General features: G+C 70.6%; 15 protein-coding genes. All 15 read left to right on the top strand.

Annotation, left to right across the window (positions count from 1 at the left end; all coding sequences use genetic code 11):
- The first annotated feature begins 88 nt into the window (after window positions 1-88).
- The 15 genes from VKK44_RS08195 (at window position 89) to VKK44_RS08265 (ending at window position 12,731) form a co-directional block, all read left to right on the top strand.
- Window positions 89-1,369, top strand: coding sequence for a hypothetical protein (locus VKK44_RS08195; RefSeq protein ID WP_343446241.1), 1,281 nt, complete (start codon window positions 89-91; stop codon window positions 1,367-1,369).
- Between the two features lie 62 nt (window positions 1,370-1,431).
- The gene (locus VKK44_RS08200; protein ID WP_343446242.1) at window positions 1,432-2,964 is read left to right on the top strand and encodes a type IV secretory system conjugative DNA transfer family protein; all 1,533 of its coding nucleotides are present in this window, start codon (window positions 1,432-1,434) and stop codon (window positions 2,962-2,964) included.
- Window positions 2,965-3,026: 62 nt separating this feature from the next.
- The gene (locus VKK44_RS08205) at window positions 3,027-3,845 is read left to right on the top strand and encodes a replication-relaxation family protein (RefSeq protein ID WP_343446243.1); all 819 of its coding nucleotides are present in this window, start codon (window positions 3,027-3,029) and stop codon (window positions 3,843-3,845) included.
- Window positions 3,833-4,876 (top strand): M23 family metallopeptidase, encoded by a 1,044-nt coding sequence (locus tag VKK44_RS08210; protein WP_343446244.1) that lies wholly within the window; start codon window positions 3,833-3,835, stop codon window positions 4,874-4,876. The genes VKK44_RS08205 and VKK44_RS08210 overlap by 13 nt, the downstream gene beginning before the upstream one ends.
- Before the next feature lie 432 nt (window positions 4,877-5,308).
- Complete coding sequence (locus tag VKK44_RS08215; RefSeq protein ID WP_458351657.1) at window positions 5,309-6,448, top strand: MarR family transcriptional regulator; 1,140 nt, start codon at window positions 5,309-5,311, stop codon at window positions 6,446-6,448.
- Window positions 6,449-6,528: 80 nt separating this feature from the next.
- Window positions 6,529-7,164, top strand: a complete 636-nt coding sequence (locus VKK44_RS08220; RefSeq protein WP_343446246.1) for a hypothetical protein — start codon at window positions 6,529-6,531, stop codon at window positions 7,162-7,164.
- A gap of 286 nt (window positions 7,165-7,450) precedes the next feature.
- A complete protein-coding gene (locus tag VKK44_RS08225; RefSeq protein ID WP_343446247.1) occupies window positions 7,451-7,717 on the top strand; it encodes a hypothetical protein in 267 nt (88 codons plus the stop codon).
- Window positions 7,718-7,883: 166 nt separating this feature from the next.
- On the top strand, window positions 7,884-8,870 hold the full coding sequence (locus VKK44_RS08230) for a DUF932 domain-containing protein (RefSeq protein ID WP_343446248.1): 987 nt from the start codon (window positions 7,884-7,886) through the stop codon (window positions 8,868-8,870).
- A gap of 121 nt (window positions 8,871-8,991) precedes the next feature.
- The gene (locus VKK44_RS08235; RefSeq protein ID WP_343446249.1) at window positions 8,992-9,504 is read left to right on the top strand and encodes a hypothetical protein; all 513 of its coding nucleotides are present in this window, start codon (window positions 8,992-8,994) and stop codon (window positions 9,502-9,504) included.
- An 89-nt stretch (window positions 9,505-9,593) separates the two neighbouring features.
- On the top strand, window positions 9,594-10,058 hold the full coding sequence (locus tag VKK44_RS08240) for a hypothetical protein (RefSeq protein ID WP_343446250.1): 465 nt from the start codon (window positions 9,594-9,596) through the stop codon (window positions 10,056-10,058).
- Window positions 10,055-10,387 (top strand): hypothetical protein, encoded by a 333-nt coding sequence (locus VKK44_RS08245; protein ID WP_343446251.1) that lies wholly within the window; start codon window positions 10,055-10,057, stop codon window positions 10,385-10,387. Before VKK44_RS08240 ends, VKK44_RS08245 begins: the two co-directional genes overlap by 4 nt.
- Before the next feature lie 20 nt (window positions 10,388-10,407).
- Window positions 10,408-10,824, top strand: a complete 417-nt coding sequence (locus tag VKK44_RS08250; RefSeq protein WP_343446252.1) for a hypothetical protein — start codon at window positions 10,408-10,410, stop codon at window positions 10,822-10,824.
- Window positions 10,824-11,489 carry a hypothetical protein gene (locus VKK44_RS08255; protein ID WP_343446253.1) on the top strand — a complete coding sequence of 222 codons (666 nt, stop codon included), beginning with the start codon at window positions 10,824-10,826 and terminating at the stop codon, window positions 11,487-11,489. The genes VKK44_RS08250 and VKK44_RS08255 overlap by 1 nt, the downstream gene beginning before the upstream one ends.
- Entirely contained in the window at window positions 11,486-11,878 is a 393-nt protein-coding gene (locus VKK44_RS08260) for a hypothetical protein (protein ID WP_343446254.1), read from the top strand. Before VKK44_RS08255 ends, VKK44_RS08260 begins: the two co-directional genes overlap by 4 nt.
- Before the next feature lie 187 nt (window positions 11,879-12,065).
- Complete coding sequence (locus VKK44_RS08265; RefSeq protein WP_343446255.1) at window positions 12,066-12,731, top strand: hypothetical protein; 666 nt, start codon at window positions 12,066-12,068, stop codon at window positions 12,729-12,731.
- Window positions 12,732-12,866 lie beyond the last annotated feature (135 nt).

Consider the following 12,866-nt stretch of genomic DNA (forward strand, 5'->3'; position numbering starts at 1 on the left):
ATCGGAGTTCCCGATGGTTGTCACGCTGTCCCCGTCTCCGCCGCCATCTCCTGCGACCCTCGCCGGGTGCGTGCCCGGCCAGGGTGGCGTGCCCGATTCGGTGGTGGGTGAGTTGCTGTGTGGTTCCTGGGGCGACGACGCCACCAACGCGGTGTGGCCGCTCGTCCGCGACCGGTGGCCGCTGCTCCTCGCCGTCCTGGCCGCCCTCATCGCCGTACGGGTCGGGTGGGCGGTGTGGCGGCGGCGGGTCTGGCGGCGGCACGCCGCCGCAGCGCGGTGGCTGCAGATCACTCCGCCGGTCACCGCCACTCCGGCCGCGACGATCGGCCTGTGGCGGCTTCTCGCCACGGCGCTGCCCGCGCCGCGCCGGTGGGCGCTGCGTCCAGCCCGGCTCGTGTGGGAGGTCGCCGCCGACCCGGACGGGATGCGTTGCGGGCTGTGGCTGCCACCGGGGGTCAACCCGACCGCCGTGGTGCGGCTGCTGCAACGCGGCTGGCCCGGCGTGAGGGCCGAACAGACCCGCCCACCGATCGTGCCTACCACCGGGGCGGTGGCCGCCCTGGCGGTGTGGCCCACCCAGCCGGAATGGCTACCCCTGGTCGAAGACACTACGGCTACCCACCGCCGAGGCATGGACGCGAGCGCCCCCGAAGAGGACCGGCTCCGGGGGGTCTACGGCGGGCTGGCCTCGGCCGGGCGCACCGGCGGCGCGATCCTGCAGGTCCTCCTCGGCCGAGCACCAGCCCATCGCCTACGGCTGCTCCGCCGCGCGATGACCAACCCCCAACGCGCCCACCGCCCCCGAGAAACCGCCTGCGGCGCCGGGCTGCTCGTCGGCGGGCTACGAGCGCTGATCCTCGGCGTCCTGGACATCGTTACCCCCGGCTCGTCGAGCCCGAGGCGGCACCCCCGTTCCAGCGACCCATACACGGCCGAGCTGGCACGGCAGTCGCGGGCGAAGTACGCCGACGCACCGCACCTGCTCTTCGCCGTGCACGCCGTTGCCGCCGGTCCTACCAAGGCCGCCGCCGTCGCGGCTGTGGCTGATGTCAGCTCAGGGTTCGGATTGCTGTCGGCTCACTTCACCCGCCGCCGGCTCCGTTCCGGCGCGCGGGCGGCGGCCGACCGGTGGGTGCCCGAGGCGCGGATGAGCCTCGTCTCCGTCGCGGAAGCCGCCGCGCTCGCCGGGCTGCCTGCCGAACCGGCCGTCTACGGCCTACCCGGTGCGGCATCACGGCGCCGGCCCGCCACCCGCGAGATCTTCCGCGTCACCCCGGGTCCGCGCCACCGGCCGCCCGCCGATCCATCAGCTCCGACGCAGGGGCGCGACGAACATGACGACCCGCCGACCATCTGGAGCCCGGCATGAGCCGCATCCACACCAAACCTGTACGGGCCAGGAGCGCTCCGAGTAGGCGCAGGCTCAACCTGGTGCCCCTCGACCAGCGACACGGCCTGGGCGGCAAGGTCATCGGCGTCGCCAACGCTGGCCCCGCGATGCGGGTCGGCATTTCCCTGACCGACTGCCGGTTCCACATTCACGCGCTCGGACCGACCGGTACGGGTAAGACGACGCTGCTGATGCGGATGATCCTGGATGACGTGGAGGCCGGGCGCGGCGTGGTCGCTTTCGACCCGGCCAAGGGTGACCTCATCCGCGACCTCCTGGCCCGGCTGCCCAGGTCGTGCGGTGACCGGCTGGTCCTGATCGACCCGGACGAACGGGCCGCGCCACCGGCGATCAACCTGCTCGACCCGAGCGTGCACGGCGGCAGTCCGCACGATGTGGCCGCGAACCTCACGGCGGTGATGGCGAAGGTGTGGTCACGGTGGTGGGGTCACCGCACCGCTGACATCTGCTACCACGGCCTGCTCACCCTCGCCCACATCGAAGGTGCCACCCTCGCGCAGCTACCGCGGCTGCTGTCCGACGCGAAGTGGAGGGCCGCACGGGTCAACGCTGCCACCAGCAAGCTGAAGGCCTGGGAGGGCAACACTCTCGGCGAGTTCTGGGAAGGGTTCAACGAGCTTTCCGCCGCACAGCGGTCCGGCCTGATCGCCCCGCTGCTGTCCCGGCTCCGCCTCGTCCTGGCACACCCGATGGCGAACAGCTTGTTCGGGGTGCCCGCTACCACGTTCTCCTTCGCCGACATCCTCGACGGCGGCATCATGCTCGCGCGGCTACCCAAGGGTGTCATCGGCGAGGACGGCACCCGCCTCGTCGGCTCCCTGCTCCTCGCGGGGTTGTGGCAGGCCACTACTGCCCGCGCCCGCATTCCCGAGGACGACCGCCCGGACGCGGTGATCGTGTTGGACGAGTGCCACAACTTCCTGCACCTTCCGATCGGGATCGATGACGCTCTCGCCGAGGCCCGCGGCTTGCACACCTCGTTCGTCCTCGCCCACCAGTACCTGGGGCAGTTGTCCGGGGACATGGTGGAGGCGATCGACGCCAACGCCCGCAACAAGGTGTACTTCGCCCTCGCCCCCCGCGACGCCATCGACCAGGCCCGGCACCTGCGCCCGTACCTCGATGACGGGGACCTGATCCGCCTCGGTGGCTACGAAGTCGTCCTCCGTCCGGTCGCGGGCGGGAGGGCCGTGCCACCGGTCACCGCCGACACCGAGCCACCACCACCGGCCGTCAAGGGGCGAGCCGGCGAGCTGCGCCGTGCGGCCCGTGACCACACCGGCCTCGGCGTGAAGGAACGTCACCGGTTGCTCGGTGAGACCGCCACCGCTGCCCCCAAGGCCGAATCCTCGGCACCCGCCGAAGACGTGGCGGTGGAACTGGTGGGTCACAACACCTTCGCTGTTCGGGGCGAGGGTTCTAACGAGAGGTCTAACGAGCGATCCAACGAGGAACGCAACGACCACGAACAGCCGGGTGAACATGCCCCCTTGAACACGTCGTACGCGCACGTGGACGGGGGTGAGGAGGGCCCGTGGACCGGAACCGACTGATAAGAGATATCCCTCCTACCCGCACATCTGCCACCGGCAGTCCCCGCCTCACGGCGTCCGTCGTGGCCGCCGAACTCGGCCGACTCACCCCCCGAGACCGGCACCTCCTGGACCTGCTCGACCAGCACCGAACCTTCACCACCGACCAGCTCGTCGACCTCGCCTTCGGATCCGTCGGCCGTGCCCGCAACCGCCTCAACACCCTCCACGATCGAGACATCCTCGACCGCTTCCGCCACTACCAGCGGCCCGGCTCGCAAGCGTGGAGGTGGACCCTCGGCCCGGTCGGCGCGGCACTCATTGCGGCCGGACGAGGCGAGACGTTCCCCCGCCCGGCCGCCGTACGCGACGCCACCGCCCGACTCGCCATGTCCCCGACACTGGCGCACCTGCTCACGGTGAACGGGTTCTTCGTCGCACTCACCGCACACGCCCGTGCCTACCCGGGGGCGCGGTTGGGGCGGTGGTGGAACGAGGCGCGCTGCCGTGAGGCGTGCGGCAACCTGGTACGCCCGGACGGACACGGCGTGTGGGCCGACAACGGCCCGGCGGTGCCGTTCTGGTTCGAGGCCGACCTCGGCACCGAAACGCTTGGCCGGGTGGTGGGCAAGCTGACCGGCTACGCCGCACTACCGCCCCGCCGCGCGTATCCGGTGCTGTTCTGGCTACCCACCGCTGCCCGTGAGACCAACCTCCATGCCCACCTCCGGCGGGCCGGGGTGCCGGACGGGCTGACCGTGGCCACCGCCGCCGCCGACCACCCCGCCGCGTCCGGCGGCCCGGCGGGGCCGATCTGGCGCATCGTGAGCCTCCGCGACCGGGTGAGCCTGGCCGACCTACCCGCACCGCCCGGGGACGGTGGTGCGCCGTGGGACGGATAGCCGTTTGGGGCGCGGCCGGGGTTGCCGGATCGCTGCTGTTGCTGACGGCTGCTACCGCCGGAGTCGTCTCGTCGGTATTCGGTGGTGGGGGTAGCTGCGGCGGGGCGGTCACTGTGCCGGGTGCGACCCCGGCGGGGTTGTCGGCTGAGCAGGCCCGTAACGCTGGGGTGGTCGTGACCGTGGGTGAGCGGTTGCGGGTGCCGGTGCGCGGGTGGGTGATCGCGGTTGCCACCGCTCTGCAGGAATCCTCGTTGATCAACCACGGTGACCTCGGCCCGAACAACGATCATGACTCGCTGGGGCTGTTCCAACAGCGACCGTCGCAAGGATGGGGCACCCCGGAACAGATCATGAACCCCGAGTACGCCGCCGTGACGTTCTACGAGGCGTTGCTACGGGTGCCCGGGTGGGAACGGCTACCGCTCACCGAGGCCGCACAGAAGGTGCAACGGTCGGCGTACCCGGACGCCTACGCCAGACACGAGACGCGAGCAACCGAGATCGTGACGGCGTACACCGGCGGAACGCTGCCCGTGTGCGACGGTGCGCCGATCAGTGCGTCCGGGTGGACCCGCCCTGTGGCCGGCACAGCAGGTTCCGGCTACCGCGCCGCCGACCGGCCAGCCCACGACGGAGTCGACATCATGGCCGCGAAAGGCACCGTCATCCGTGCCGCGTCCGGCGGCGTCGTGGTGCGCGTGCGATGCAACGTCGGGGGTGACTCGTGGGAACCTACCGGCGGCCCGATGCCATGCGACCGTGACGGCTATCCCGGGCTCGGCGGGTGTGGCTGGTATGCGGAGATCCGCCACGCGGGCGACATCGTTTCGCGGTACTGCCACATGGTGCGACAGCCGATGGTGCGGAAAGGGCAGACCGTGATAGCGGGGCAGCCTATCGGCCACGTCGGGAGTTCCGGTAACTCGTCCGGTCCGCATTTGCATTTCGAGATCCACGAAGACTTTCTCGCCGCCGAGAACAATGCCGTTGACCCGGTTCCTTTCATGCGCGAAAGGGGCGTGGCCCTGTAGGTTCGTGAAGTGATTTTCGGCACAAGTCAGGAGAGTCCGCGCGGGCTGCGGTGAGCGCCGCGCGCCCGGGTCCGCCGGCGTGCGGCGTAGTCGTTTCGGACCCGGAAACCCCTACCCCACAAGACGGCGTGAGCGGCCCCCGTGCTGCCTACCCTATGCAGCATCAGGGAGCTGCGCCGAACGTGCCGCAGCGTCGGACATGGGGCCGTCAAATAGTGTTTCGGGTGACGGTAGCGGTTCCTGAATCGAGCACGGAAGCGGCGCGGGATGGTCCCCGTAAAGAGTCTTGCGCAACGGGGTTGACAATCGTCGCGTGCAGAGGGTCCATGGACGTGGGCAACAAAAGCCGCCCCGGAGAAACCGCAAACAATGCGCAGCACGCGCACGCGGAATCGCTATTGCCGACCCCTATTGCACGGAGGTTTATTCACCATGTCCGCCAACGCCAACAGCGCCCCGAGCACCACCGCCGCTACCGTCGCCCGGACCCTCGTCAACCACCCCGAGGGCATCACCGTTCGTGACCTGGCCGCCGAGGCCGGGGTGGGACAGTCGACCGCCTCCAAGGCACTCGCCGCGATGGAGGCCGACGGCACCGCCACCCGCACCCCCGGCCCGACCAACGGCAACCGCAAGAGCGCCGACATCTGGCACCTCGCCACCACCGACGAGCTGACCCCGGCCGACGCGACGCCGGACGCGACGGACGAGCCGACCCCGGCCGACGACGCCACCGACGCGACACCAGACGCGGCGGACGAGCCGACCTCGGGCGACGACGCGACCCCGGACGCCACCGACGAGCCGACCCCCGCCGACGACGCGAACGGGGGCGGCGGGGCGGATGAGTCCGCGCTCCCAGAGGCCCCCGTGTCCGGTGCGCCGGTTGCCCCGCGTCAGCCTGACCTGAAGGTGTTGATCATGGCCGGTGTGTTGGGTGGGCACCCGGACGGCATCACCGCCGACAATGCGATCAACGAGAGCGGTCTGTCGGTCGTCATGGGCGACACGATCCTCGCCGCGATGGAGGTTGCCGGGGCCGCGCGTCGTCTGCCGGTTGACGACGACGGTAACGAGTTGTGGGTCATCGGCGACGGGGACCTCGCCACGGTGGACCCGGCCAACGCCCCGACGCACTCCACGTGCCCGACGTGCGGTCACACCCGCAAGATCCGCCGCCCCTTGGCTCGGCGCACCACGGGCACCGGCCGCACGACCGGCGAGATCAACAGTGACGGGTCGGTGAAGCTGGCAAAGAACGAGTTGCGGCACCGTGTCGAGGCGTTCATGCGTGACCTCGGCACCGGCCACGACGTGACCCCCGGCACCGTCGCCCGTGAGATCGGCGGACGCAGTCCCGGCGCGGTCCGCAACGCCATGGAGAAGCTGACCGGGTTCGGGGTGCTGATCCTGACCCGTGAGGCCCCGGAGACCTACGCCCTCGCCGACAACCCGCCCGCCCCGACCGCTGAGGTTCGCGCGTTCATGGCCCCGGGGCAGACCGACGAGGCCGTCAGTGCCGACGAGGAGGCCGGCACCGACGAGGCCGCCGCCGCGCCGGTCGCGGCCTGACCTACCGCCCCGCCGGGGCCGGGCACTACGCCCGGCCCCGGCATCCGCACGCCCCCAACAACCGGAAGGAACGACGAACGATGGCTACCCCACACGATCACCCCGACTACGGGCGGACAGTCTGCCCGGGGTCGCTACGCTGCCCGGAATGCGAGCAACCGGCCCTGCTCGTGCCGCCGCGTGACTGGCCCCTGAATGGGTTCGCCGCGCGCCCGGCCGCGCCACACACCGACGGCACGCCGCTGTGCCCGGTGCCCGGTCCGCACGGGTCGCAACCGGCCGAACCGGTGGGCGTACCGGCCCGGCCGACGCTGTGGCAGGCCGTCCGGCAGACATGGCTCGCTCACCCCGATTGGACCGTCACTGACCACTTGGCGTGGCTCGATGGCGAGGGGTATGACACCGTCACTGCGGACGGTGACCCGGCCGACCTCATCGGTCGGTGGCTCACCGCGTACCGGTGCGCCGCGTCGCTGTCCTGGTCGCCCGATCACGGTCGGGTGTACGCGATCCTCGGCGCGGACCTCCTGATCGTGTTCGACGACGCGGACAGCGCCGGTGACGTTCTCACGAGGTTGCGGGTCGCGCAGGTGCCGGCCGAGGTGCATGTGTTCGACGCGGCCGGGTGGAATGAGGTGGCCCGTCTCGTGCGTGCGGTCAACCCGGGCCTCGTCATCAGGGACAGCCGTCCCGGCCACGTGGGTGGCAAGTCATGACGTATTCGCCCGGCGACATGCCAGAGTTGCCGCCCGCGCTGGCCGCGCGTCCCCACGACGCGCAGCGCGGCCTGCCCATTCCGCCGGTCAACATCCACCCCGACTCGACCAGCGACGGGTCGCACGTGGACTCACCACGATCAACACCACCACCTCGACCCGCCTCACGGTTGAGCGCCGGTGCTCGCTGTGCGGTGAGCCGATGGGCTATTGGGTGGCGTTCCTCGGCGGCCCTCGCGCGGCCGAGCTGATGCGCTAAGCCGACCCGCCGGGGCACCCCGTGTGCATGACCGCCGCACTGTCGCTGTGTCCGCACATCGCGATCGGCCGGCACCGCCGCGCCTGCGCGGACCGGGCCGGGGCGGGCATCATCCCGCCGGGGTCGCACGGCGACAAACCCGACCGGTACCTGTTGGGCATCACCCGCGCGTACCGGACCCGATTCGTTGCCGAACACGGGTTCACCGTGTACCTACCGGCACCGTTCAGAACCGTCCGCACGTACCTGTACGGCCCGGACGGGCGGCTACGCCCGGCCACCGCCGTCCGGTAGGCCGCGCCCGGCGGCGGGCGTCAGATTCGCCGCAGAAACCTCCATCGACTCGAACCGATCGTCTTGATCGACCGATAGAGGCAGGACACATTGTTATTGACGGCGCTGCCGGGGTTGCAACCCCCGGCCGCCGCCCGCCAACACCCAACCGGAAAGGGGTGCCACCGTGGCACACGAACTCGAAACCTTCGCCAACGGCCAGACGGCCTTCGCCTCCGCAAGGCTGAGCGCCTGGCACCAACTCGGCACCGTCACCGACGCGTGCATGACCGCCGAGGAGGTCATGAGTAAGGCGTGGCTGGGCGGCTGGGAGGTTCGCAAGATCGCCATCCAGGGCATCGAGGTCACCGAGCGGGGCGTGACGAAAATCGACTGCCCCGACAAGTACATGACCGTGCGGACCAACCCGGCCACCGGTGAGACCGAGTACCTCGGCGTGGTCGGCGAGGACTACAGCGTGGTGCAGAACGAGCAGGTCGCCGAGACCCTCAACCTCCTGGTCGATGCCTCCGGCGCGCACTTCGAGACCGCCGGCTCCATGCGCAAGGGCCGGTCGGTGTTCGTGACCATGAAGCTGCCCACGGCGATGCAGATCGCCGAGGTCGACGACATGGACCTCTATCTCGCGGCCACCACCTCCCACGACGGCACCGCCTCACTGCGCCTCGACGCGACCCCGGTCAGGATCGTCTGCGCGAATACGCAGGCCCTCGCCTACCAGCGGTCGCGCAGCTCGTACACGTTCCGGCACACCTCGAACGTCACCAGCAAGATTGCCGAGGCCCGGCAGGCCCTCGGCCTGATGTGGAAAGCGTTCGGCGACTTCGAGACCGAAGCCGAAAAAATGATCAACGAGTCGTTGACCATGGGCGAGTTCGAGAAGATCGTCGCCCAGGTCTGGCCCCTCGCCAACGATGCCTCCGACACCGCGAAGAACAACGCGAAGCAGCGCACGGCCACGTTGCGGTACCTCATCCGCGACGCGGACACGCAGAAGGCGATAACGGGCACCCGGTGGGCCGGATACCAGGCCATCACCGAGTACGTGGACCACTTCGCCCCCGCCAAGACCGACCTCGCCCGCGCGACGCGGGCGTTGACCGGTGCCGGCGCGGACATCAAGGCCCGTGCGTTCGAGCTGCTGGCGGTCTGAGATGGCCCGGCACGGGGGCCGGGCCACCGAGCTCGGCCCCGGTACCGGCGCGCACCCCGCCACCGGCACCGCCGCAGTCCCCACCGAATCCACCACCGAGGCGGCGCACCCGGCATTAGGCGTGCCCACCGTCGAGGCGCTGCACGAGCCGGGACACACCTCCACGGCGATGATCGCCTTGGCGAACCGGGTTTGCGCCAACTTCGCGGCGGCCGAGGTCGCCCGCGCGATGGCCGAACGAGCGGCCAGCGAGGCCGAACATGCGCATCTCATCGCCCGCGCCGAGCACTGGGACGACCTCGTCAACGAGCAGTGGACCACTTTGTGCGCGGCTATCTGTGCGACGGTGCCGGACGAGACGCAGGTCGAGCGGTTCCTGCCGGTCCGGCCGCTGACCAACGGCCACGTCGAGCTGCACGTGCACGACACCGACGCCCACCGGCTCATCGTGCTGTTCACCGGCGCGCAAGCCCTCGCCGTGGGCGCGCACCTGACCGCCTACGGGGCGCTCAGCCTCGACCGCAGCGGCCAGAAACTCGACCCCGGCCTACCCCACATCAAGGCCGCGCCGCCCCTCGCCGACCCCGCTACCGAGCCGTGGCCCACCCCCGGGCAACAGACCCCACAGCCCTGACCGCCGCGACGTGCCGCGCGACCACGGCCCTACCCGGGCCGCGCGGCACGGCCCCGGCGTCACCCTCTCAACCTGATCACGGAGCACCCATGAACCCCGATCACCTCTTCAACGTGGCAGCCGCGTTCGCCCAGGCGACCGGCAACGCCGAACACTTTCACGCTCGCGCGGCCAGCGCCACCGGCGCGGACCGCGCCGCCCTCACCAAGAAGGCCTCGGAGTGGCAGGCCATCGCCATCCGCCGACGCAAGCACCTGCGCGCCTCGCTGCGCGAGGAACCGCGCGGACCCGTCGTCGCCGAGCCGGACACGGAGCTGCCCGCCGCGCTCTGGCAGCGGCGCCACGTCGAGATCCGTGCCTGCACCGATGACGGCTCCCGCATCCGAGTGCGCTGCACCCCGGCGCAAGCCGTCGCCCTCGGCACCGCGCTCATCGGCTTCGCTGCCCTGACCGACCAACTCGGCGGCGGCGTCCTCGGCGACATCCTCACCACCTTCCCGCCCCGCCCCACTACGGAGCCGCAGACGAGCAACGAGAACCAGGAACCGGCATGACGACCTCGAACGGCCCCGCCGACACCACCGACGGCATCGGCGACGGTCAGCGTGCCCTCGACAGCAGGCAGCTCGCCAGCGCGCTCGCCCTGCTCGGCACAGCCGACCCCGTCTGCGTCGAGGTGCTGACGCGGCTCAACCTGCGCGTCTACCCCGGCGAGCCCGAGGACCGCACCGCCTACGTCGTGCTCGACGTGCACGGCATCTCCATCGGCGTCCAACGCCGCGCCCACGACCTCTACCTGCACGTCGACACCACCGAAACCGACGACCGGCTCATCGCCTTCGAGATCAACGGCAGCGGCGAAATCGACCACCCCACCAGCTAGCACCCCTGAACGGAGTTGTGATGTACCGGTCCATGGAGTTCGGCGACACCGCCCGAGTGATCAAGCCCACCGACCCGGTCGAGTACCGCCTCGGCACCGTCACCGATGTCGACTACCCCAACCCGCAAACCACCTACGCCCGTCGCTACACCCTCCAGTTCCCCAACGGCGACGAGCGCACCTACCCGGCCGCGATCATCCGGCGAGCCACCCGGACCGACGACCACGCCGCCCTGGAGGCCGCCTTCACCTCCGCGTGCGTGGCCATGCGCGACGCCTGCCGCATCGCCCACGACTACGACGCCGACCTCAGCAGCGGAACAACGAGTCTGCTGCGGCGACTGGTCGACCTCGCAAGCCTGCGCCTCGGGCTGACCCTCGACCCGGCCAACCCCGACTGGCCAACCACCCGCGGCCAGGACGGAGGCGACCAGTAATGCCACCGCACTTCCCGAACCCCGAGGAATTCACCCGTCCCCACAAGGTAGCAGCGCTTCACGCGAGCACGGTGCCCGTCCCAGAGCCGCTCTACTGCCGCCGCTGCCGCAGAGGACTCAACATCCACTTCAACGACCTAGGCGTCATCGTCGGGTACCTGCACGCGGCCGAGCAACGCGGCCAGCGCAGCGACCACCGGCCCGAGCCCACACCCATCACCGAGATCCCCGATCCGATCATCGAGTGCGACTTCTGCTCCGCGCCCGAGGCCGCGTGGATCTACCAGTGCGCCAACCAGGTCACCGACGCCCGCCGCATCACGGCGCAGGTGTTCGCCGTCAGCGACTACCAGTCGCGGCGCCACGCGGCGCGAATCCACCGCACCGACACCGAACACGCCTTCACCCAAGCATGGGGCGATCGGTGGACCGCATGCGACGGATGCGCCCACTTCATCGAGGCCCGCGACCTGTACGGGCTTATCAGCCGTGTGGCCGACGCGATGCCCGCGAAGCTCACCCGAGGCAAACACCTCATGCGGACCCGGGGCCAACTCCACGACAGGTTCTCCACCGTGTTCGACACCCTCGTCCCCGGCCGAGGCCGTATCGCGCCCGGCCACCCCCTCGGCATCTGGCCCGACCACGAGGGGAAGGCACCATGACCGACAGACAACGGCACGGCTGGCCCGCTCTCACTCACGCGAAGGCCCACCATCGTGTCGGACCAGTGTGCAGTGCAGCCGACGTGCCATTGAGCCGCGTCACCGAGGACCCGCAGCTCGTTACCTGCCCGGACTGCGACGGACAGGCCGAGTTCGACGCGCTCCCCGACGACGCGACCGCAGGCGACCCCCGCGTCATCGAGCTGCTGCGGGAGGCGAAGCGCGGCAACTGCCGCAAGATCGACGGGGTGCTGGTGGACATGACCACCGCCGCCGCGATCCTGACCGTCTACGACGCCCTCAAACCCGCTACACGGGTCAAACTGGCCGCGCTGCGCATCGACCGGATGGCGCAGGTGGCGTGGCGTCTGCTCCGCCCGCACGTCTAGAGAGGGCGGTTCGGTGGCCGGCGGGCACACCCGAGGGTGCGTGCAACCCCGACCGGCCACCTCGCCCAATCCGGGCCGCCTGCGGACCAACCGACCGCCTCTACCCGACAGGGGCGTGCCGCCGATTCTACGGCGGGAGGCACGCTCGCCCCGACCGCCGGCGCCGCAGCAAGGCGCCTCCGGGAGGATGAGGACCGTGGCACGACGCACGATCGACGGACGGACCGCCCTCGACCGGGCCGGAGTCGCCGCGCATCTCGGCGCGGCGTACTCCACGGTCAACCACTGGCACCGCCACCGCGCCCGGTTCGACTTCCCTGAAGGCTTCCCGCACGAAGGCGGTGACTGGTTCTGGCTCGACGACGTCGAGGCATTCCACGCCTCACACCAGACGGCGAAGCGAGCCGAGCTGACGAGGATCGACCGCCGCGGCGACTCCGAAGATCTCATCGGCTCGGGCGCTGCGGCGAGGGTCCTCGGCTACGGCTCCTATCGCAACCTGCCCGAGACCCTGTACGACCATCCCGACCGAGTCGAAACGCTCCCGGACGGGCGGGTACGTCGTCTGTGGTTCCGGCGCACTGTGTGGGCCGTGGCCGACGCCCGCACGGGCCGCCAATCCACCGGCCGCACCCCCGGCACCACCGGTGCCCGCAAGCCGCACCCATACGCCGACGATCCTCGGCTTCCCGCCGCCATCGCACTCCTGACCGAGGCCGACCGCGCCGGCCATGACCGGCGCGGCCTTGGTATCGCCCTGGCGCAGCAACTCGATATCACCGAACGTACGGCGCAAAGGCTGCTCGCCGCCGCTCACACGGCAAGCTGTCGGCGTACGGCTTCGAACGCATAGCCATGTACGCCATCGAGTACACGGCAACTATCGACGCCTGCGAGTGCAGCTGCGGCTCGGGGCCGGACTTGCTCCCTAACAGTGGCTACAGTCAGTCGCGGAGGTCGATCCGGCGGCGTCCGGATCTGCCGATGA

This window comes from Micromonospora sp. DSM 45708, assembly GCF_039566955.1.
Classification (GTDB): domain Bacteria; phylum Actinomycetota; class Actinomycetes; order Mycobacteriales; family Micromonosporaceae; genus Micromonospora.

Excerpts from the sequence above, each read along its gene's own strand:
- VKK44_RS08245 (WP_343446251.1), top strand. The coding sequence starts at position 10,055 with ATGACGACCTCGAACGGCCCCGCCGACACCACCGACGGCATCGGCGAC.
- VKK44_RS08240 (WP_343446250.1), top strand. The coding sequence starts at position 9,594 with ATGAACCCCGATCACCTCTTCAACGTGGCAGCCGCGTTCGCCCAGGCG.
- VKK44_RS08265 (WP_343446255.1), top strand. The coding sequence starts at position 12,066 with ATGAGGACCGTGGCACGACGCACGATCGACGGACGGACCGCCCTCGAC.
- VKK44_RS08250 (WP_343446252.1), top strand. The coding sequence starts at position 10,408 with ATGTACCGGTCCATGGAGTTCGGCGACACCGCCCGAGTGATCAAGCCC.
- VKK44_RS08220 (WP_343446246.1), top strand. The coding sequence starts at position 6,529 with ATGGCTACCCCACACGATCACCCCGACTACGGGCGGACAGTCTGCCCG.
- VKK44_RS08215 (WP_458351657.1), top strand. The coding sequence starts at position 5,309 with ATGTCCGCCAACGCCAACAGCGCCCCGAGCACCACCGCCGCTACCGTC.
- VKK44_RS08255 (WP_343446253.1), top strand. The coding sequence starts at position 10,824 with ATGCCACCGCACTTCCCGAACCCCGAGGAATTCACCCGTCCCCACAAG.
- VKK44_RS08225 (WP_343446247.1), top strand. The coding sequence starts at position 7,451 with ATGACCGCCGCACTGTCGCTGTGTCCGCACATCGCGATCGGCCGGCAC.
- VKK44_RS08260 (WP_343446254.1), top strand. The coding sequence starts at position 11,486 with ATGACCGACAGACAACGGCACGGCTGGCCCGCTCTCACTCACGCGAAG.